This window comes from Paenimyroides baculatum (assembly GCF_008629655.1).
Lineage (GTDB): Bacteria > Bacteroidota > Bacteroidia > Flavobacteriales > Flavobacteriaceae > Flavobacterium > Flavobacterium baculatum.
In genome coordinates this window covers 408003-429210 of sequence record NZ_VWSG01000001.1, presented here as the reverse complement: position 1 = coordinate 429210, position 21208 = coordinate 408003, and the positions used below count along the sequence as shown (strand labels likewise).

Genomic DNA, 21208 nt, shown 5'->3' with positions numbered 1-21208 from the left:
TACAACTTTTTTACCAACGAATTATTGCACTTGCCCATGTAAAACCGCTTCCAAAGGCTGCAAGTACCACTAAATCACCATCTTTAATTTTTCCGTTTTCCCAAGCTTCGGTTAGTGCAATTGGTACCGATGCCGCTGTTGTATTACCATATTTCATAATGTTGTTGTACACTTGGTCATCGTTCAATTTGAATTTTTGCTGAATGAATTGCGATATACGTAAATTTGCCTGATGCGGTATCAACATATTGATGTCTGAAACCTGTAAATTATTGGCTTCCAATCCTTCATTTATCACTTCAGAAAATCGAACCACCGCATTTTTAAATACAAATTGTCCGTTCATGTATGGATAATACGATTCATCATTTGGATTATTTTCTTTAATGACATCGGTAATCCAGCGCTTGCCCATTCCGGGTGCAATCAACGCCAGTTCTTCAGCATGTTCGCCTTCTGAATGTAAATGAGTAGATAAAATTCCTTTCGATACATCTTCAGTTCTGCTTAAAACCACAGCTCCTGCTCCATCGCCAAAAATGACTGAAACTCCACGTCCGCGAGTGGTCATATCTAATCCTTTGGAATGAACTTCAGATCCAACTACCAAAATATTTTTATACATTCCGGTTTTTATAAACTGATCGGCAACAGATAGTGCATAGATAAATCCAGAACATTGGTTGCGAATATCTAACGCACCAACGGTTTTTATTCCTAATTCTTTTTGAAGTGTAACTCCGGGGCCTGGAAAATAATAATCGGGACTTAAAGTAGCAAATACAATAAAATCAATATCTTTCTTATCAATTCCAGCACGTTCAATAGCAATTTTAGATGCTTTCAATGCCATACCCGAAGTAGTATCTTCTGGTAAAACCACATGTCGGCGCTCCTTTATTCCGGTACGTTCCTGAATCCATTCGTCATTTGTATCGATCAATTTCGATAAATCGTCATTTGTCACAACATTTTCCGGAACATAAAAGCCCAACCCGGTTATTTTTGAATGATACATAATCATAACTGTTAATTTATATAGGCTAATTTAATTATAATTTTTAAACAGATAAAATACTTATTTTTGTAAAAATCCGATTATAAATGAAAAAAATAAAACAAACACTTTTGGCATTATTATTAGCCACTGCGCCTATGATTGCACAAGAAAATATTACGTATCAAAAACCATCGAAAGAAATTTTACAACTGGCAGATTACGATCGCGCGCCAACGGTATCAATGAATACCAGTAAAGAATGGATGGTTTTATCGTACCGAAACACTTACAAAAGTCTAGATGAATTAAATCAAGATGAATTGCGTTTGGGTGGTTTGCGTATTAACCCGATAACGAATATTTCCAGCACGGCATCGTTCATCAACAATATCAAAATTAAAAAAACGAACGATAAAACCGAAACTAACGTTAAAGGTTTGCCTGCAAATGCGCTGATAAGCAATTTATCTTGGGCTCCAAACGAAACCAAATTGGCTTTTACAAACACTACAGCAACCGGTAACGAATTGTGGATTTTAGATTTACCGACGGCTACTGCAAAAAAACTGACCGATGCCGTTTTAAATGCCAATTTAGGTAACCCTATTACGTGGTACAAAAACAGTAACGAAATGTTAATTAAAGTGATTCCTACAAACCGCAAAGCTTTAATTGACGCTGCAAAAGCAATACCAACCGGACCTATTGTTTCTAGCGCCGAAGAAGGTGTGGTTTCTCAAAACAGAACGTATCAGGATTTGTTGAAAAATAAAACCGATGAAGCTAATTTTGAAACCATTGTAACGTCTGAATTATACACGATTGATTTAAACGGAACCAAAAAACTGTTTAAAAAAGCCGATTTGTATTCTAATGAAATTTTTTCGCCCGACGGAAACTACATTTTACTTACAACCATTCAAAAACCTTTTTCGTACTTGGTGCCGTTAAGCCGTTTCCCAATGAAAACAATCGCTTACACAACCGAAGGTAAAGAAGTAAAACTAGTAAATGATGTTGCTTTAAGCGAAGTGATGCCGAAAGGTTTCATGGCGGTTCGCGAAGGAAAACGAAGCATGAGCTGGAGAAGCGACAAACCTGCAACGTTGTTTTTTGTTGAAGCTTTAGACGGCGGTGATCCTGCAAAAAATGTAGAAAAACGCGATGCCTTATACACTTGGGAAGCTCCGTTTACAAACCAACCTGAATTACTTACAAAAACTACACAGCGTTTTGGCGGAATTGCTTGGGGCGATGATGAAACTGCGATTGTTTACGATCAATGGTACGATACCCGAAACAGTAAAATCTATTTGTTCAATCCTTCTAAAAAGTCGGAATTAGTGACAATCTGGGATAGAAATTATCAAGATATTTATAGCGATCCGGGCGATTTTCAAACGAAAAAGAATGCTTTTGGACGATACACCTTGCAGAAAGAAAACAACAAACTGTATTTAATAGGCGAAGGTCATACCAAAGAAGGTCAGTTTCCTTTTATCGATGAATTAGATCTGGCTACTTTAAAAACAAACCGTTTGTATCAATCGAACCTTACAGATCGTATCGAATCGATTTCTGAATTAATCGATATTAAAAAAGGAGATGTTTTGGTAAACATTCAATCTAAAAACGATTATCCGAATTATTATTTCCGAAACATCAAATCTAAAAAAGATTTAAAGCAGATTACCTTCAACAAAAATCCGTTCGAAAGTATCAAAGATGTTCATAAAGAAGTAATCAAGTACAAACGTAAAGACGGCGTTGAATTATCGGGAACATTATATTTGCCGGCTGGTTACGATCGTAAAAATCACAAGCAAAAACTTCCTTTGTTAATTTGGGCATATCCTGCGGAATATAAAGATAAAAACAGCGCGGGACAATCGTCTGCAAACCCTAACGAATTCACGTTTCCTTATTACGGATCGTTTGTTTATTGGGCTGCAAAAGGTTACGCGGTTTTAGACGATGCTGCTTTCCCGATTATTGGCGAAGGAACGCAAGAACCTAATGACACGTTTATTGAGCAATTGGCTATGAATGCTGAAGCTGCGATTGATGCGGTTGATAAATTAGGATACATTGACAGAACGCGTGTTGGCGTTGGCGGACACTCTTATGGAGCTTTTATGACTGCGAATTTATTGGCACACACCAAACTTTTTGCCTGTGGAATTGCACGTTCAGGTGCGTATAACAGAACGCTTACTCCATTTGGTTTTCAAAGCGAACAACGTAATTATTGGGAAGTTCCTAATGTTTACAACACCATGTCGCCTTTCATGAATGCCGAAAAAATGAAAACGCCGATGCTTTTAGTTCACGGCGAGGCAGATAACAATCCGGGAACTTTTACCTTACAAACCGAACGTTATTTCCAAGCGTTGAAAGGATTAGGAGCACCGGTGCGAATGGTAATTTTACCTAAAGAAAGCCACAGTTACGTTGCTAAAGAAAACATTTTACACTTACTTTGGGAACAAGAACAGTTTTTAGACAAACATTTAAAGAATAAAAAATAATACTGTAGAAAACGCCGGCAATTGTCGGCGTTTTTAATTATACAAGACTTTTTAGAAACAATGTAAATGCAAAATTGAAATTATAAGTAATTTTAAACCAAACTATTTTTTATGAAAGACGATTTAAAGGAATTAGCAAAACAATTGGGAAATCCGGAAGGAGAAACAGGAATTGAAGTTGCAAATATGATGAATGCAACCAATATTGGCATGACTAAACACGCAATTGAATCTTTAAATTTAGATAAGAATGATGTGGTTTTAGAAATAGGTCACGGCAATTGCGGACATTTACCTTTTTTAATGAAACAAGCTGAAAACTTGAAGTATTTCGGATTGGAAATTTCTGAATTGATGCAACAGCAAGCAATAAAATCAAACCAGAATTATATCGAGAACAATTCGGCTGAATTTGAATTATATAAAGGAACAGAAATTCCTTTTGATGATGAAAGCTTCGATAAGATTTTCACAGTCAATACGCTCTATTTCTGGCAAAATCCAGATTTACTATTAAATGAAATTCATCGTGTTTTAAAACCAAATGGTATTTTAGCTTTGACTTTTGCCGATAAATCTTTTATGGAGAAACTACCTTTTACAAATTTCGGTTTCAATCTTTACAGTTTAAAAAATGCAGAAGAATTACTACAGAAAAATCGATTTAAAATTCTAAATAGTATTTCACAAACCGAACAAGTTTTCAGCAAAACAAACGAAATGGTTAACCGTACTTTCTTTACTGTTTTAGCAGAGAAATAAAAACACGCTCGTTCGATTGCAGAGCCGTTTTATGCTCAAAACATATTTCTAAATCATTTAAAACAGCATAGATCAAATAATTCTTTCCTGTAAAATAAGAATGTTTAATTTGTACTTCAAATCCATCATTAGAAATTTGTAATTCATGTGGTCGTACATACAAAACTCCATTGCCATTTAATCCTAAATAACTAGCAGGAATAATGTTTACATCTCCGGTTAATCGGGCAATGTATTCGTTTTTGGTATTTTCGTAAATGTTTTGCGGTGTATCTTTTTCTATTAGATTTCCGTTTTGCAGAACCAATATTCCATCGGCATACATCAACGCTTCTTCGGGCGTGTGCGATGTAAAAAGAATAGTAATTCCTTTTTGTTTACAGTACTGAAAAAGCTGTGTTGCCAGTTTTCTTTTTTGAAACGGATCAATGTGTGAAAAAGGCTCGTCTAACAACAAAAATTCGGGTTCTAACGCTAACACTCGTGCTAAAGCGGTTCGCTGCATTTGTCCGCCGCTTAAAAACTTGGCTTTTATGTTGGCAAATTCCGTCATATCGACCAATTTCAACAATTCATCAACTCGATTCTTTTTTTCTTTCAGATAGAAATTCGATAAAAATCTTCCCACATTTTCGGCAACCGAAACAAACGGCATCAAATCAAAATCTTGTGCCAGATATTTCATATAATCCATTCCAGAAACCAAATGATAAGCCGGTCCTAAAATTTGCTTCTCGTTCCAAAAAATCGAACCAGAATCAGCATCCAACAAACCATAAACCAGTTTTAATAAAGTAGATTTTCCGCTACCACTGGCTCCGATCAAAGCATACGAATTTCCAGCTTTAAGCTGAAAACTCACATCGTTTAAAACCTGACTGTTGTTGTACGAAAAAGAAAGTTGATTTACCTGCAACATAAAATAAAAAGGCGACCGAAGCCGCCTGTTTGTATAAAATTATAAACTTGCTATATAACGCTCGGCATCTAAAGCCGCGATACAGCCCGATCCGGCTGCGGTGATTGCCTGACGGTAATCTTTATCCTGCACATCGCCACAAGCAAAAACGCCCGGAACGTTTGTTTTAGATGTTTTACCTTCGGTGATTAAATATCCTGTTTCGTCCATAGTTAACTGACCTGCGAAAATATCGGTATTTGGTTTATGACCAATTGCCACGAAAACACCTGTAACAGCTACTTCTTTTTTCTCACCGGTAACATTATTTACCACACGAACTCCGTTTACAATTTGTCCGTCACCTAAAACTTCATCAATTTCAGTACTCATTAAAATTTCAATGTTAGGAGTGTTTTTAACACGATCTTCCATGATTTTTGATGCACGGAATTTTTCAGATCGAACCAACATGGTCACTTTCTTACATAAATGCGATAAATAATGTGCTTCTTCACAAGCAGAATCGCCCGCACCTACAATGATTACTTCCTGATTACGGTAGAAAAATCCATCGCAAACCGCGCAAGCCGATACACCACCACCCATTTGCAGATAATGTTGTTCAGAAGGAATTCCTAAATATTTTGCCGTTGCACCAGTTGATATAATTACCGTTTTAGCATGAATTTCAATAGTATCGTTAATCCATACTTTTTTAATTTCCCCCGATAAATCTACTTTAGTCGCAAAACCATCGCGTACATCGGTACCAAAACGTTTTGCCTGTGCTTGCAACTGCATCATCATTTCCGGTCCTGTTACTCCGTCTGGATATCCCGGAAAATTCTCAACCTCGTTTGTTGTTGTTAATTGTCCGCCGGGCTGCATACCTTGATATAAAACAGGATTCATGTTAGCGCGTGCTGCGTAAATTGCTGCCGTATAACCTGCAGGTCCAGAACCTATGATAAGACATTTTAGTGTTTCTATAGTTGTTGACATATTTCTGTGATTCTAATTTTTTAAGATTACAAAAATATATATTTATGTATGGATATAAAAGAAAGTTGCCTTTTAAATATCTATGGTATAATTGATTGTTGTTATAGCAGATATTTTTTTGAATTTTTTATACAAAATTATGTTATAAATAAAAATTTTATCTACATTTGCACTCGCAATTAAGGCTTTATCGGGGTGTAGCGTAGCCCGGTTATCGCGCCTGCTTTGGGAGCAGGAGGCCGCAGGTTCGAATCCTGCCACCCCGACTAAATTTTTAATTGCAACAGATAACCTCATCGGGGTGTAGCGTAGCCCGGTTATCGCGCCTGCTTTGGGAGCAGGAGGCCGCAGGTTCGAATCCTGCCACCCCGACAAAGCCTTCTTAAACAAGAAGGCTTTTTTTATTTTATGTATTATGTTTTTTGTTTATATACTTTACTCAACTAATCTGGATCAATTTTATATTGGATATACTTCAATGACTTTAGAAGACAGATTACGACGTCACTTAAGCACTCATAAAGGCTTTACCGCAAGAACCAAAGATTGGAAAATTGTTTATTTTGAACAATTCGAAAATAAAGCGGATACTATTTTGCGTGAACAAGAAATCAAAAATTGGAAAAGTAAAAAAAGAATAATTGAATTGATTTCAAAAACGAACGGTTAGCGCGTCCCGTTTTAAAAACGGGAAGGCCACAGGTTCAAATTTCCGTATACGGAATAAACTCTGCCACCCCGACAAAGCCTTCTTAAACAAGAAGGCTTTTTTTATTTTATGTACTTTATACAAAAGTTTAAATCTTATCTCTTCAAAAAAAGAACAAAACAAAAATACCAGTCTTGAAGAAGACTGGTATTTTCTTTAAAAAGATTTCTCTTTTTAATAATCACACGAATTTTTCTAAAAAGAAAAACTCATACACTTAACTAAAAACATTCAAAAAACTACTATCTATTATTAATATCTAATAAAGATCAATTTAAATCTGCTAGCGTTAAAGATGCTAAAAAGCATCTTTTAATAACTAACACTTTTCTTTTTCATAATTAATTTGATAATAATAAAACAAACCCTGTACCAATCTAAAAAAGCTTGATTAATCGGGTCTATAAACAACTTTATTTCTGCTTATTGTAGAAATAGGCACAACTTATTGTAGATATTTTTCACAAAAACACAATTAAAAGTAATTTCAGTTAGTGGCTAAAGTATTTTGCAATAATTAAGTACATTTGTAAAAACAATAATAGAATGCTTATAATTGGTATAGCTGGTGGAACGGGAAGCGGTAAAACAACTGTTGTTCACCAGATTATGAATGAATTACCGGAAACCGAAGTGGGTATCATCTCACAAGATTCTTATTACAAAGCGAACGATCATTTGAATATGGATGAACGTTCGCTGATTAATTTTGATCACCCAAGAGCGATAGATTTCGATCTACTTTGTTCAGATTTAAAAGAATTAAAAGCGGGTAACAGCATTAATCAGCCGGTTTATTCGTTTGTGCATCACAACAGAACCGATGACTATATTTTAACGCATCCGCGAAAAGTGATGATTGTTGAAGGAATTTTGATTTTATCAAATCCGGAACTGCGTAATTTGTTCGATATTAAAATTTTTGTTCATGCCGATTCTGACGAACGATTAATCAGAAGGTTAAAACGTGATATTGTAGAAAGAGGTCGCGATATGGACGAGGTTTTACAAAGGTATCAAACCACACTAAAACCAATGCACGAGCAGTTTATCGAACCATCAAAAGCGTACGCAGACATTATCATTCCTAACGATAAATACAACACCGTAGCTATTGATATAGTTCGAACGGTTATCAATAAAAAAATCAACGATTAAGAATGAAACAAAAAATCGCCGCCCTATTAATTAAATATCCGTTTTTAAAATGGGTCACCAACAGATTTATTTTAGCAACCCTGTTTTTTGTTGTTTGGCTTTTGTTTTTTGATACCTATGCTTTTTACGACCACCGAACTATTGATAAGGAAATAAATAAGCTGGAAGAAAACCGAGATTACTATCAAACCGAAATTAACAGCGACGATAAAAACATTAGAAAACTGTACCGCAAGGAAGAAGTTGAACGATACGCCCGAGAAAAATATTACATGAAGCGCGAAAATGAAGATATTTATATTATTGACAGCGACAAAGAATATCCAACAGAAGAAACTAACTAACAAATCAATACAGCAATATGTTATTTAACGATTTTGAAAAAGTAACATCAAAACAATGGAAAAATCAGATTCAGTACGAATTAAAAGGTGCCGATTATAACGATACATTGGTTTGGGAAAGTTTAGAAGGTATTAAGGTTAAACCTTTCTATCATAACGATGAAGACGCAGTAACCACAGGCGTTTCTACACAAGTAACCAATTTTTCTATTGTTCAGGAAATTTATGTTTTCGATACAGAAAAATCAATAGCAAAAGCAAACGAAGTTTTAAAACGCGGTGCAGAAAGCATTCGTTTTATCATTCCTTCAAAAGAAATAAACGTTGTTAACATCATTAATCAATTACAGCAACAGCCAAAAGCGGTTTACTTGCAATTATTGTTTTTAGATGCCGATGTTGTGGAACAGATAAATACCGAAGCTGCCAAATTACAGTTTGAAGTTTTTGTTTTGATCGATCCTATTCATCAGTTAACTTTCGATGGCAATTTTTATAAAGACGGAACATCAGATTTTGAAGTGTTGAATAAAATCAACCAAAAGTCCAGCAACATTAACTGGTTAACCGTAAAAGCTACCACGTACCAAAATGCAGGTGCAAATATGGTGCAGCAAATTGCGTACACGCTTGCACACACCAATGAATATTTAAACCGAATTGAAAACTTCGATAAAAATATCACGGTTGAAGTTGCTGTTGGTGGAAATTATTTCTTTGAAATTGCAAAACTGCGCGCCATGCGTTTGTCTTTAAATGCGTTGGCTGAAACTTATTCGCCAAACATTACGTTTCATATTTTAGCGAAACCAACTCATCGCAACAAAACCATTTACGATTATAACGTAAATATGTTGCGAACAACTACCGAATGTATGAGTGCTGTTTTGGGCGGAGCCGATGCGGTTGAAAATATTGCGTACGATGCAGTTTATCATAAAACAAACGAATTTGGCGACCGTATTTCAAGAAATCAGTTGTTGATTTTAAAGGAAGAAAGTTATTTTGATAAAGTGAACAATCCGGCAGACGGAGCTTATTATATAGAAAGTTTAACGCAGCAGTTAGCCGAAAAAGGTTTGGAACTTTTTAAGGATATCGAAAAAAATGGTGGATTAATTTCACAGTTAATCGAAGGAACCATTCAGCGAAAAATCAGCGAAGCGGCAACAAAAGAACAAGAATTGTTCAATTCGGGCAAAGAAGTTTTATTAGGAACAAACAAATATCCAAATCCACAGGATAAAATGGCGCACGATTTGGAGTTGTATCCTTTCGTAAAGCAAAATCCGCGTAAAACATTAATTACTCCGATCATTGAAAAACGTTTGGCAGAAGCTTTAGAACAGGAACGTTTAGCGTCAGAATAATTTTGTAACTTTCAGAAAAAGAAGATCATGGAAGCAATCAGAGAAATAGTAAAAGTAAAAAACCGTCAGGTAATTATTAATTTACCCGATGATTTTAATGCCGATGAAGTTGAAGTAATTGTATTAAAGACAATTGAAAATGAACTTTCTGAAGAACAAAAAAAAAATTTAGAAAATCGCCTTAACGAACCTGAAACAGAATATATCACATCACAAGAATCATTAGATCTTTTGAAAAAAAAGTATGGTTTTTAAGGTAATTGTTTCTAAAAGAGCTCAACAAGAAATTGAAAATGCGATAGCTTATTACAGTGAAATTAATAAGTCTTTAGCTCAAAAGTTTTATAATTCCGTTGAGGCTAATTATAAAAAACTGGAAACAAACCCTTATTTTCAAAATAGATATAAAGAATTCAGAGCAATACCATTAAGAAATTTCCATTTCTTATTTTCTATTATGTTGATGAAGATAAACATATAATAAAAATACTTTCTTGTTTTCATACGTCAAGAAGTACCAATAAATATCCTGAATAGAAAATCACATATTTAGGGCTTAAAAAAAACAATCGTTAATGAATTTGAAGATTTATTAAAAAAAAATTCATGAGAAAAAACATACAAAATATACAATTACCACATCAAAAGAAAACAGAAATAAATACGCTAAATTCTTTTGAAACAGCAGAAGGTATTCAGATAAAGCAAACCTATACGTTGGCTGATGTTGAAGAATTGGAACATATTGGTTTTGGTGCTGGTTTTGCACCAAATTTACGCGGACCTTATGCCACAATGTACGTTCGCCGCCCTTGGACTGTTCGTCAGTACGCAGGTTTTTCAACAGCCGAAGAAAGTAATGCTTTTTATAGAAGAAATTTAGCTGCCGGGCAAAAAGGACTTTCAGTTGCGTTTGATTTGGCTACACACCGCGGCTACGATTCTGATCACGACCGTGTGGTGGGCGATGTTGGTAAAGCTGGTGTAGCCATCGATTCGGTTGAAGATATGAAGATTTTGTTTGATCAGATTCCGTTAGATGAAATGTCGGTTTCAATGACCATGAATGGTGCCGTTTTACCTATTATGGCATTTTACATTGTAGCTGCAAAAGAACAGGGGGTCGATGAAAAATTACTTTCAGGAACCATTCAAAACGATATTTTAAAAGAGTTCATGGTGCGTAATACCTACATCTACCCACCTACTCCCTCAATGAAAATCATTGCAGATATTTTTGAATACACCAGTGGCAAAATGCCAAAATTCAACTCGATCTCTATTTCGGGTTACCACATGCAAGAAGCTGGTGCTACTGCTGATATTGAATTAGCTTACACCATTGCAGACGGATTGGAATACGTGCGAACAGGATTGGCAGCCGGAATGAAAGTTGATGAATTTGCTCCTCGACTTTCGTTTTTCTGGGCAATTGGCATGAATCATTTTATGGAAATTGCTAAAATGCGTGCCGGTAGAATGATCTGGGCTAAATTGTTGCGCCAGTTTAATCCGGAATCAGATAAATCATTGGCATTGCGTACGCACTGTCAAACTTCGGGTTGGAGTTTAACCGAGCAAGATCCTTTTAACAATGTGGCTCGTACAGCAATCGAAGCTGCTGCTGCTGCCTTTGGAGGAACACAATCGTTACACACCAACGCCTTAGACGAAGCTATTGCCTTACCAACCGATTTTTCGGCTCGTATTGCCCGTAATACACAGATTTTCCTACAAGAAGAAACTAAAATATGTAAAACGGTTGATCCGTGGGCAGGAAGTTATTATGTAGAAAGTTTGACTGATGAAATTACTGAAAAAGCTTGGAAATTGATTGAAGAAGTAGAATCGTACGGCGGAATGACGAAAGCTATTGAAGCGGGAATTCCTAAAATGCGCATCGAAGAAGCTGCGGCTCGTAAACAGGCTCGTATCGATTCTGGTCAGGATATAATTGTAGGTGTAAATAAGTATCGATTGCAAAAAGAAGATCCTTTACAGATCTTGGAAGTGGACAACCAAGTGGTTCGTCAGCAGCAAATCGAACGATTAAATACCATTAAAGCCACTCGTAATAACGATAAAGTAAAACAAAGCTTGGCAGCATTAACAAATGCAGCAAAAACAGGTGAAGGTAATTTATTGGCAATAGCTGTTGAAGCAGCTGAAAACCGTGTTACATTAGGAGAAATTTCTGATGCATTGGAAGAAGTTTACGGCAGATACAAAGCACAAATTAAAACAATCAGCGGCGTGTACAACAAAGAAATTAAAACCGATGAAAATTTTGCAAAAGCAAAGCAACTTGCCGACGATTTTGCAAAAAAAGAAGGACGTCGTCCGCGTATTATGATTGCTAAAATGGGTCAAGACGGGCACGATCGTGGTGCAAAAGTTGTAGCTACAGGTTATGCCGACGTTGGTTTTGATGTGGATATGGGGCCGTTGTTTCAAACACCTGCCGAAGCTGCCAAACAAGCCGTTGAAAACGATGTGCATGTTTTAGGTGTATCCTCATTGGCTGCAGGTCATAAAACCTTGGTACCACAAGTTATTGAAGAATTAAAGAAATACGGTCGTGAAGATATCATGGTAATTGTCGGTGGAGTGATACCTGCACAAGATTATCAGTATTTGTTCGACTCTGGCGCAGTTGCGGTTTTTGGTCCAGGAACCAGAATTGCCGATGCTGCCATTACTATTTTAAATGTATTGTTAGATACAGAATAGAACAAAAACTCCAACCTTTCGGTTGGAGTTTTTTATAAAATACTTCCTATAAAATTATCATTTTCCATGGTTCGCCAAACCTCAACATTACTTATATATTTGTCTTTATAAGGTAGGCTGCGGCAGTTTAACTGAATTTTAGAAACCTTGTTAATATCGGTTAAAAAGTGGTTATCTTCCCAGAAATAGCAAAATAACGGCGGTTGGTTTCTGTGGATCGATGTAAACTTACCAAACACTTTTACACGGTTTTTAACTTCTTGTTTCTTTAAAACTTCAAACGTATTTTTTTCATAATACGTTCTTATTATGATCAGCGAATTTTCACTTTTATTATCCATCTTTTTGTACGACTGCAAATAAAAATCGGTCATTAATTTTTCGTTTACAAACTTGCTTGCAATATCAAATTCAAAAACAAACAACTGCTCATTATTATTTAAATCGCGCTTGTCAAAATCCTTTGCCAGCAATAAAATTTCGTTCACTCCATTATAAAAATTGTACGAAACCAATATTTCATAATAGTTAATTTTTTTGCCTTCTTTATAGTAAAACCTAGGAAAAACCTGGTTAATTGTACCTGTTATTGTCATTAAATAATTTTCTAATATATTTTAGAATAATTCACAAAGATAGCGATTCTTACCATTGCATTGTTAAACTTACTGAACTTTTATAGTTTTACCGGCTGTGTGCCCAGTGTGTTCCGGCGCATACATACTTTGAATGGTTGAAATACCGCTTGTAAAACTGCCCTCATTGTTCAAACGCACCTCATAATCAATCACATAACTACCTTTTGATAGATAATCGATAAAAAAGTTGGTGGCAGCATCGCGTGTTGACTGGTAATAACGCAGATTATTTTCGTATTTGTAGCCAGAAAGCACATCAACAGGTTCAAAAGTTGCAGCACGCATGTCTTTAATATGAATGAATTCCATATCTTTTTCGGCAGAAATTTCCAATCGAATAATTACTTTTTGTCCTAATTTAAGTTCGGTTTCGTTTGAAATCTCCTGTAACTTTTTATCGGAATTTTCAATATAGAATGTTCTCGCAATTTTTAAAATTCCGTTAGTAGCATCTTTCACCGCATTGAAATCTTCGAAATATTGCCAGTAAATTCCACCGAAAACAGGTTTTTCGCTTTTGTTTTTTATCGATATCTTGCCAAAATCGTTTGTAATTTCATCAGCTTTCCATTGACAGGTCTGGTATCCTAATAAATCATCATTTTGGTTTTCTGCTGTTTCGTTGTTTTTTATGGTTTGATTTCCTATTGAAACAATCGCTTTATCTGAAGTCGCAAGTTCAGTTGAATTTGATAACAACAGTGCATAAATTGCCGATGTAGTCGCCTTTGTTGTACCCCAGTCTTTATTTAATTTCTGACTTAACAACCACGCATTTAATTTTTGAAGCGTAATTTGATTGTTGTCAATCTCTTTAAAAGCCTCGATAATCAACGATTGAACTTCGGCTGCATTGTAATAGTAATAATTTTTACTGCTGTTTTCTTTCCAATACATTCCGTAGGTTTCATCGATCACCGCACTTTCATTCAACTGATTTAGAATTTGTTTTGCCCAAGTAACATCGCCCTTTCTGTTTAAAATTATTGCCAATTTTGCTTTATTTTCAAGCGATAATTCTACCCAATTCTTTTTTAGATCGATAAAATTCTGATCTAATTGCTTAGAAACATCCGTAGGAATTGCAAAATCTTTCGAATAATAACTTTTTACAAAAGCATAATTAATTGCGCTGTGATTGGAGAATGTTTTGTTCGATGTTTTAAATTGATCCTGCATTTTAACATCGATAAAACGGTGAGCTTTATTCACGATATTTTTTACATCGTTTTCATTGAAATGAGAAACACCCAGTTTATCTAATTGTGCCGCCGTAACCAAAATGTGCTGGGTGATGTAATCGTTTTCAGATCCGCCCGAAAACCACCCGAAACCACCCGAAGCATTTTGACGTTCACCCAAAGTTTTTACAATTTCATCGGCTTCTTTTTCCAATCGATCTAAATCAAAATACGATGCCAATTGCGCTTTTTTCTCTTCATTTGAAACCAAATCTTTCATCCACGGAGTTTCCTGAAGCATCAATTCTTTCAATTCTTCATTATCTTCTAATTTAGATTTTGGATTTTTCTTCCATTCAGATATTAAATCTTTAATCGTCGGATTTTTTTCCAACACATGCATCGCCAACACATCGGCAAAATACTTGGCAAAAATTTGTTCGTTGCATGTATGCTGAAAATCGTACAAATAAGGTAGCGACTGCATGGTTAACCAAGTGGCGTTGTGTGAAATTTCTACCACAAACTGATGGCTTTTCAACGTTTGTGAATTGTTGGTTATTAAATTATGCAAACTATAATCTTTATTTTGATTACCCAACTGCCAAATCGGAGCCGTTTCGGTAATCAATGTTCTATTACTTAAAACCGGAATAACGCTTTCTTCACCATCGGTAAAATTGCCAGCTTTTACAGAAATGCGATATTGTAACCCTTCGATTTGTTTAGGAATTTCAACCGACCAGCTAACGGTGTTGGCACTTAATCCGTTTATTGTTGTTGGAACCAGTTTATCAGTTTTAATAATTTTATCGGTTAAATCTTCGCCGGTAACGGTATTAAACAAACGCAAAACAGCAGTAGCCTGCAACGGAGCATTGGTGGTATTGCTTACCCGCGCTTTTAAAATAACCACATCGGTTTGACGAACAAAACGCGGTATGTTTGGCTGAATCATTACGTCTTTTTGGGTTTTGCTTAAACTTTCAACGTAAATAAAATCTGTGGTTTTGTTATGTGCTAAACCTCTAAACTTCCATTTTGTTAATGCTTCGGGTGCGGTAAAGTCAATTTCTACCGAACCATCTTTCTGAATTTTTAAATGTGGAAAGAAAAATGCGGTTTCTTGTAAGTTTTTGCGTAACGAGATATTGTTGTGTACCTCTTCCAGATTATTTTTACCATAAATAGTTTTTGAAGTTGTAGTAGTACTTACTTCTGTAGAGATATTTAAACCAGGAACCTGACCTTGCAACGTTTGTATAACACTTGCATTTGGCCTGCCTTCTATTGTTTTAGAAGATACAGTGTTAGCTGCAACACTACTTTTAGGCTTGCTAACTGTTCTATATGTATCAACGACTATATCATTCATAACCATAGAATCATCTTCTAACAAAACAAAGTTTAAGATTTGTGCTTGGTTTACATATAATATTTCAGTCACATACCCTAGATAAACAACCTTTATCCGATCACCTGCTGAAGCCTTAATTTCATAAGTTCCATCATCATCGGTATCAACACCTTTATCGGTATCAAGAACCAAAACAGTTGCTCCTGGAATAGGATAGCCATCTTGTGTTTTTACAATTCCTTTTATGCTTCTTAAAACTCCGTCTTTAACTATATTGGTTTCATCTATAATACCATAGGTCAGCGTTTCATCGTTATTTAAAACTTTTTGGGTAAATAGTTGTTCTTCGTTTAAAACATCAGAAAATCCTTCAACACGTTCGATATAATATTTATAAATTTTGTTGAATGTTTTAATATCGTCATCAAATCTATCATATGAAATTTTAGAAATAACCTCATCAATCGGTTCTAAATGAATAACGGTTAATCCTTTTTTTAATTCAATCTTTTTATTTTGGTAACCTAAAGCTGTAACACCTATCAAGGCTGTTTTACTGCTTATTATTTTTGCAAAACCGTCTTCGTTAGTAATTGCCTTATCTGCATTTTTAAGGTTTATAATAAAGGCATTAGAAATAAACTTATTTGTTTTTGCATCGCGAATTTCTAATTGAAAATACGAAGCGGTATTGTTCTTAATATCCTCTGGTATGTATTGGTATGAAGAACCACCATAATAATTTTCATTTGAAAAATTGTATCCAAAATAGTTCCAAGTATTCCAATAAAAATTGTTGCTGTAATAATAGTTTGCACTGAATAAATTATTTTGATGCACATTATTTTGCTTTTTGGGATTAGAAAAATTCACGTACACATAATTATCTATTTTTTCTGCGTTGGTAACCCATTCTTTACCATATTCACCCCAAGAATTTTTCAGTAATAAATCTAAAGAAGCATCGTACATCGACGCTAAAAATTCACCTTGATAAGGTTTCTTATTTTTGGCATTTTTAAGCAGTAACTTCCATTTGTATTGTTCGGCAGGATTTAATTTATCGTTCCATGACTGCCATTCAACATTCCATAAAAAATCTGTTACATCTTTACTTTCACTTTCTTTAATATTGTAATTTCCACTGTTTGCATAAAGTTCTTGGTCGTTTACAAAAAACCAGTTATAAGAAACAGATTCGTTCTCTGTACTATTAACCAAAGGAATTTTAATTTGCTGTGTGCCTTTTTTTATGTTGAAATTAAGTGCTTTAACAGTTGCATCGCGGTCGAAATATTCTACATATAACATAACATTATCGTATAAACTGTTGGTTTCTAAAACCAGCTGATTTAAAGAAGATTTAGAATGATTTACAACCGTAAAATTCTCGTTTATTGCTAATTTTTCGTCAGCATTTTTAATTTGAAAAGTTGTTTCTACTTTTATTGGCAAACCTGATTTTTGGTCTGTAATTTCAAATTCGAAATTGTAATTTCCGGTTTTCCAATTTTTAATATCTAATTCAAATTTTTTATCTTTTTGGGTAGTGTATTTCCCTTCGTAAATCAATACTTTTTCGGCTGTTTCTTCATCGCTTGCTGAATATGATTCAAATGGAAATAACTTTCTGAAAGTTTCTTCATTAATAGAGGTTAATTCAGGAACATTCCACAATCTGTTTTTATAAAAATGATTAACAGGTAAGGTTTGATAGATTTTCACATTACCTGTAACGGCTGAAAAATCGCCGTTATAACCAGAAGAATTAACAGAAACATTTAAAGGTTTGTTTGTTAGTGATAAATCATACTTGTAAACACTTAATCTATGCGCTGTATTAGCTACAGTAAACTGCCCGTCGGCTTCATGAACTTCTCCTGCCTGATCTGTTACTTCCACATCATATCTAACGTAGGTTTCAATAGGTTGCTTTTTTATTATTTCTCCGATAGAATCAGACTTAACAGTGAAGGTATATTCAAAAAAACCTTGATCGTTTGTAAATAATTCTTCTTTTAAATTGATAAGATCTACGCTGTTTCTTGCTTCGCTGTTATAAAAAGATGAATTAATATTTAGCTTGACTTTAGCCTTTGCAATTGCGCCACCTGCTAAACTATTTGCTTTGCCTTTAATGGTTACTTTTTCATCGAAATAAACGTTTTGATTTATTTGTTCAAGTTCTAAGTCAAAAGTTGGACGTTTGTATTCTTCTACCTTATAACTAAAACTTTCGGTTTCAAAATCTATATCATTCCAAAATTCCTCTTCTTTTTTATCAGTATATTCATCTAATTCATCAATTCTAAGTAAAAAATCGCCTGTCGCTATATTTTTAGGTAATAAAAAAGTACCGCTAAATGCACCTAAATCATTGGTTGTTACTATTAGTTCTTTAATTTCATCATAATTATCATCTTTTAAAGTAATGCTAAAAGATTTGTTTGCCAAAACCTGATTTCCGTTTTTTTGCAATTCATAAAAAATTCCCTTAAAATGCACTTCTTGACCCGGACGATAAATATATCTGTCGGTAAATAAATTAACTCTAGCTTCCCGTTTCTCTCCATCATTTCTAACATACTGCGTATTATAACCATCTAAATACAAATTTGTTTCGTAGGTTTCATTATTCGCAAAAACCTTTACACTATTATTTTCATTGTATGACGATATATGGAAAACAGCCACTTTACCAGAATCATTGGTTGTATAGTTTTTATTCTGGTATTTTACCAAAACATTTTTATAAGGATTTCCGTCTTTTGGATTTAAAATATACAGAACATAAGATTCTTCATCTCTTGATTCTGTATCAATATTTTTAGATATTACCGATACATTTGTGGTTGTAAATGAAACTACACGTTGGTAATTAAACTCTTTTAAATCTTTAGTATCTGCATAAGATACCAACAAATAATTTCCTAACGGAAACTGCTCCCCTAAAACTTCGGTTGTGGTTTGAAAGTATGCTAAATCTTTAGGCAAAGCCCTCGAGACAACTTTAATTGGCTGTTGATTTTTTATTACCAATTGATACGTACTGTCATTCACAACAGTATGTTTAAAATGATAATATGCAAAATATACGCGGTCTATATTTTTATAGTTAATTAGATATTTAACCGATTCGCCCTCGTAAACTTCATTTTTAAGCGACACGGCAAATTCTTTTTCTTTGATACTATTTTCTAAAAGCTGTACTTTATCTAACTGATCATTTTCATCGGTACTTTTTTTAACTTCGGCAATTGCATTTAACGAACGATCGTAATAATCTTTCTTATCCATTTTGTTTGCTTCGCTACTTAATTTATTTGCATAATCAGAATACCAGCGATTTTTATAAAAAGTGGTTGATAGATTTTTTCCTAAATCTTGAAAAGCCGTTCCGTTTGCTGATTTATCGTTAATCAATTTTTCAAAACGTAAATATTTTATCTTATCTAGTGCTTTGGTTTGATTTGTTGCACTATAATAGATTTCTAATTTTTGAAATAATTGTATAACACTTTTATGCAATTCGCTTCTTAAATCATCTTTTTGAGGTGGATAAATTATTTTTTGCTGAGAAAAAGAAGAATCGAAACGAGATAATTCATTAGTTAAAGGTTTAACCCAAGAAGAGTTGTAAGTATAATCGTTAATAAAGCTAACTGCAAAAAATTCAAAAACCGATTGATTTAAATTGTGATCGATTTCATCATAAAAAATCAATTCTTTAATCGTCACAACTTTTGTTTCTTTTAGCAATTGATCTTCTTTAAAAAGCAAATTCACTTGTTCGTTTACAACATTTTTAAAATGATCCTTAGTCCATAAATCAATATTTTCAGGAAGTTCAGTCGTTGTATTTTCCGCCAAAGAATTTCTACTCCAAGAATATTGCTTAGAATCATAAGCCGCCATAAGGGTTTTAATATAATACCAACGATAAATTTCTTTGTAAATTCCGTTACTTTTAGATAGTTCCTGCTGCAAACGATCAATTTTCTTCTGATAATTAACTTCTTCTAAAACGTTTTCTAATTTCATTTTAAACAGAACAGTCTTTGCCTTTTCTGTTTCATTCTTAGCTTTATCAGCTTTAGAATATAAATTATCAATAGTTTTTTTAAGCGTTTTATAACTTCCTGCTTTTTCTAATTCGTAAACTTTTTGCCATTCTTTAGAAAAATCTTGAGCATAAATAGTGGTTCCAAAAACTAACAGTAGCAGTAAATAAAAGTGTTTCATAAGGTTATTGCTAATAAAATGCGGTTAAAATACATCTTTTTTGTAAATTTAAGCTTTAAAAAATTTTGTATGAAGAAATTTATAGGAATTTGTACGCTTTTACTGACTATTACTTCTTGTGATAAAAAAGCGGAAACTGCTGTTGAAAAACCACAGGTCATTGAGTTAAGCACTGACTACAACTCGGTTTTTAATCAATTCACCAAACAAAACGATACGCTTTATGTTGTGAATTTTTGGGCGACTTGGTGTCAGCCTTGTGTTGAAGAACTGCCCGATTTTATGAAGATTAACAACGAGTTTAAAACGGATAAATTCAAAATGATTTTAGTGAGTTTGGATAAAGGAAGTGATTTTGAAACCAAAGTGAAAGATTATATTAAAACCAACAACATTTCGCCCGATGTTTATGTTTTAACCGACAATAAACGTATGAACGAATGGATTCCGAAAATCAATAAAACCTGGAGCGGTGCTATTCCTGCGACTGCCATTTACAAAAACGGAAAACAGGTGTTTTTTACCGAAGGTAAAATTTCGTACACCGATTTAAAAAGTACCATTAACAAATTTAAATAACAAAAAATGAAAAAGTTTTTAGCATTAGCTTTATTTGCAACGGCTTTTATTAGCTGTAAAAAAGAAACCACAACTACTACCGATGTGGCAAACAACGATACCATTACTAAAACCGAAGAACCTGCAACTGAAAGAACCGGCTATAACATTGGCGACGAAGCAACCGATTTTTCTTTGAAAGGAACCGACGATAAAATGTATTCTTTATCTCAATTTGCCAATGCCAAAGGATTCATTGTGATTTTCACATGTAACCATTGTCCGTATGCGAAAGCGTATGAGGAAAGAATTGTTGCTTTAGATGCCAAATACAAATCGTTAGGATATCCTGTTATTGCGATCAATCCGAACGATCCAGCAGCACAACCAGAAGACAATTTTGATTTGATGAAAACCCGTGCGAAAGAAAAAGGATTTACTTTTCCTTATTTGATGGATGAAGGTCAGAAAATTTATCCACAATACGGTGCAACTAAAACTCCGCATGTTTACATCCTTCAAAAAGAAAACGGTAAAAACATTGTAAAATACATTGGTGCTATCGATAATAATCACGAAAATGCTAACGATGTTACCGAAAAATATGTAGAAGCTGCTGTTGATGCTTTGTTAAAAAACGAACCAGTTAAACAAACCGAAACGGTTGCAATTGGCTGTACTATAAAAGTTAAAAAGTAATAGTTAGTTTACAGACGAAAAGGCTGTTT

At 34.3% G+C, this 21208-nt stretch carries 16 protein-coding genes and 2 tRNA genes; 13 read left to right on the top strand and 5 right to left on the bottom strand.

Annotated features, from left to right (window positions below; translation table 11 throughout):
* Positions 1 to 10: 10 nt before the first annotated feature.
* Positions 11 to 1018 carry a 3-oxoacyl-ACP synthase III family protein gene (locus tag F0460_RS02090; protein WP_150009770.1) on the bottom strand — a complete coding sequence of 336 codons (1008 nt, stop codon included), beginning with the start codon at positions 1016 to 1018 and terminating at the stop codon, positions 11 to 13.
* Between the two features lie 86 nt (positions 1019 to 1104).
* On the opposite strand from F0460_RS02090, the gene F0460_RS02085 reads away from it, so the two are divergent.
* Positions 1105 to 3528, top strand: coding sequence for an alpha/beta hydrolase family protein (locus F0460_RS02085; RefSeq protein WP_150009768.1), 2424 nt, complete (start codon positions 1105 to 1107; stop codon positions 3526 to 3528).
* A gap of 111 nt (positions 3529 to 3639) precedes the next feature.
* Positions 3640 to 4290, top strand: coding sequence for a class I SAM-dependent methyltransferase (locus F0460_RS02080; protein ID WP_150009766.1), 651 nt, complete (start codon positions 3640 to 3642; stop codon positions 4288 to 4290).
* Here the strand turns inward: F0460_RS02080 and F0460_RS02075 are convergent.
* Both F0460_RS02075 and trxB read right to left on the bottom strand, forming a co-directional pair.
* Complete coding sequence (locus F0460_RS02075; RefSeq protein WP_150009764.1) at positions 4268 to 5209, bottom strand: ABC transporter ATP-binding protein; 942 nt, start codon at positions 5207 to 5209, stop codon at positions 4268 to 4270. The two genes, F0460_RS02080 and F0460_RS02075, sit on opposite strands and share 23 nt — an antisense overlap.
* A 39-nt stretch (positions 5210 to 5248) precedes the next feature.
* Entirely contained in the window at positions 5249 to 6193 is a 945-nt protein-coding gene (gene trxB / locus F0460_RS02070) for a thioredoxin-disulfide reductase (RefSeq protein WP_150009762.1), read from the bottom strand.
* Between the two features lie 191 nt (positions 6194 to 6384).
* On the opposite strand from trxB, the gene F0460_RS02065 reads away from it, so the two are divergent.
* From F0460_RS02065 to scpA, 9 genes are all read left to right on the top strand, one after another.
* Positions 6385 to 6459: transfer RNA gene (locus F0460_RS02065), tRNA-Pro, on the top strand.
* 31 nt (positions 6460 to 6490) lie between these two features.
* Positions 6491 to 6565 (top strand) — tRNA-Pro (locus F0460_RS02060).
* 43 nt (positions 6566 to 6608) lie between these two features.
* Positions 6609 to 6863, top strand: coding sequence for a GIY-YIG nuclease family protein (locus F0460_RS02055; protein ID WP_150009760.1), 255 nt, complete (start codon positions 6609 to 6611; stop codon positions 6861 to 6863).
* A gap of 585 nt (positions 6864 to 7448) precedes the next feature.
* A complete protein-coding gene (gene udk / locus F0460_RS02050) occupies positions 7449 to 8060 on the top strand; it encodes a uridine kinase (RefSeq protein ID WP_150009758.1) in 612 nt (203 codons plus the stop codon).
* Positions 8061 to 8062: 2 nt separating this feature from the next.
* Positions 8063 to 8404, top strand: coding sequence for an FtsB family cell division protein (locus F0460_RS02045; RefSeq protein ID WP_150009756.1), 342 nt, complete (start codon positions 8063 to 8065; stop codon positions 8402 to 8404).
* 17 nt (positions 8405 to 8421) lie between these two features.
* Positions 8422 to 9774, top strand: a complete 1353-nt coding sequence (locus F0460_RS02040; RefSeq protein ID WP_150009754.1) for a methylmalonyl-CoA mutase subunit beta — start codon at positions 8422 to 8424, stop codon at positions 9772 to 9774.
* A 27-nt stretch (positions 9775 to 9801) separates the two neighbouring features.
* Entirely contained in the window at positions 9802 to 10029 is a 228-nt protein-coding gene (locus tag F0460_RS02035; RefSeq protein WP_150009752.1) for a hypothetical protein, read from the top strand.
* Positions 10019 to 10255, top strand: coding sequence for a type II toxin-antitoxin system RelE/ParE family toxin (locus F0460_RS02030; RefSeq protein WP_150009750.1), 237 nt, complete (start codon positions 10019 to 10021; stop codon positions 10253 to 10255). The genes F0460_RS02035 and F0460_RS02030 overlap by 11 nt, the downstream gene beginning before the upstream one ends.
* 125 nt (positions 10256 to 10380) lie before the next feature.
* Positions 10381 to 12504 carry a methylmalonyl-CoA mutase gene (scpA, locus tag F0460_RS02025; RefSeq protein WP_150009748.1) on the top strand — a complete coding sequence of 708 codons (2124 nt, stop codon included), beginning with the start codon at positions 10381 to 10383 and terminating at the stop codon, positions 12502 to 12504.
* 32 nt (positions 12505 to 12536) lie between these two features.
* Here scpA and F0460_RS02020 read toward each other — a convergent pair whose 3' ends face one another.
* Together F0460_RS02020 and F0460_RS02015 are read right to left on the bottom strand one after the other, a co-directional pair.
* Positions 12537 to 13100 carry a hypothetical protein gene (locus F0460_RS02020; protein ID WP_150009746.1) on the bottom strand — a complete coding sequence of 188 codons (564 nt, stop codon included), beginning with the start codon at positions 13098 to 13100 and terminating at the stop codon, positions 12537 to 12539.
* Positions 13101 to 13169: 69 nt separating this feature from the next.
* A complete protein-coding gene (locus F0460_RS02015) occupies positions 13170 to 19922 on the bottom strand; it encodes an alpha-2-macroglobulin family protein (RefSeq protein ID WP_150009744.1) in 6753 nt (2250 codons plus the stop codon).
* Positions 19923 to 19991: 69 nt separating this feature from the next.
* Here F0460_RS02015 and F0460_RS02010 point away from each other — a divergent pair, with 69 nt between their 5' ends.
* Both F0460_RS02010 and F0460_RS02005 read left to right on the top strand, forming a co-directional pair.
* The gene (locus F0460_RS02010) at positions 19992 to 20501 is read left to right on the top strand and encodes a TlpA family protein disulfide reductase (RefSeq protein ID WP_150009742.1); all 510 of its coding nucleotides are present in this window, start codon (positions 19992 to 19994) and stop codon (positions 20499 to 20501) included.
* A gap of 6 nt (positions 20502 to 20507) precedes the next feature.
* Positions 20508 to 21179, top strand: a complete 672-nt coding sequence (locus tag F0460_RS02005) for a thioredoxin family protein (RefSeq protein WP_150009740.1) — start codon at positions 20508 to 20510, stop codon at positions 21177 to 21179.
* The last annotated feature ends 29 nt before the right edge of the window (positions 21180 to 21208 follow it).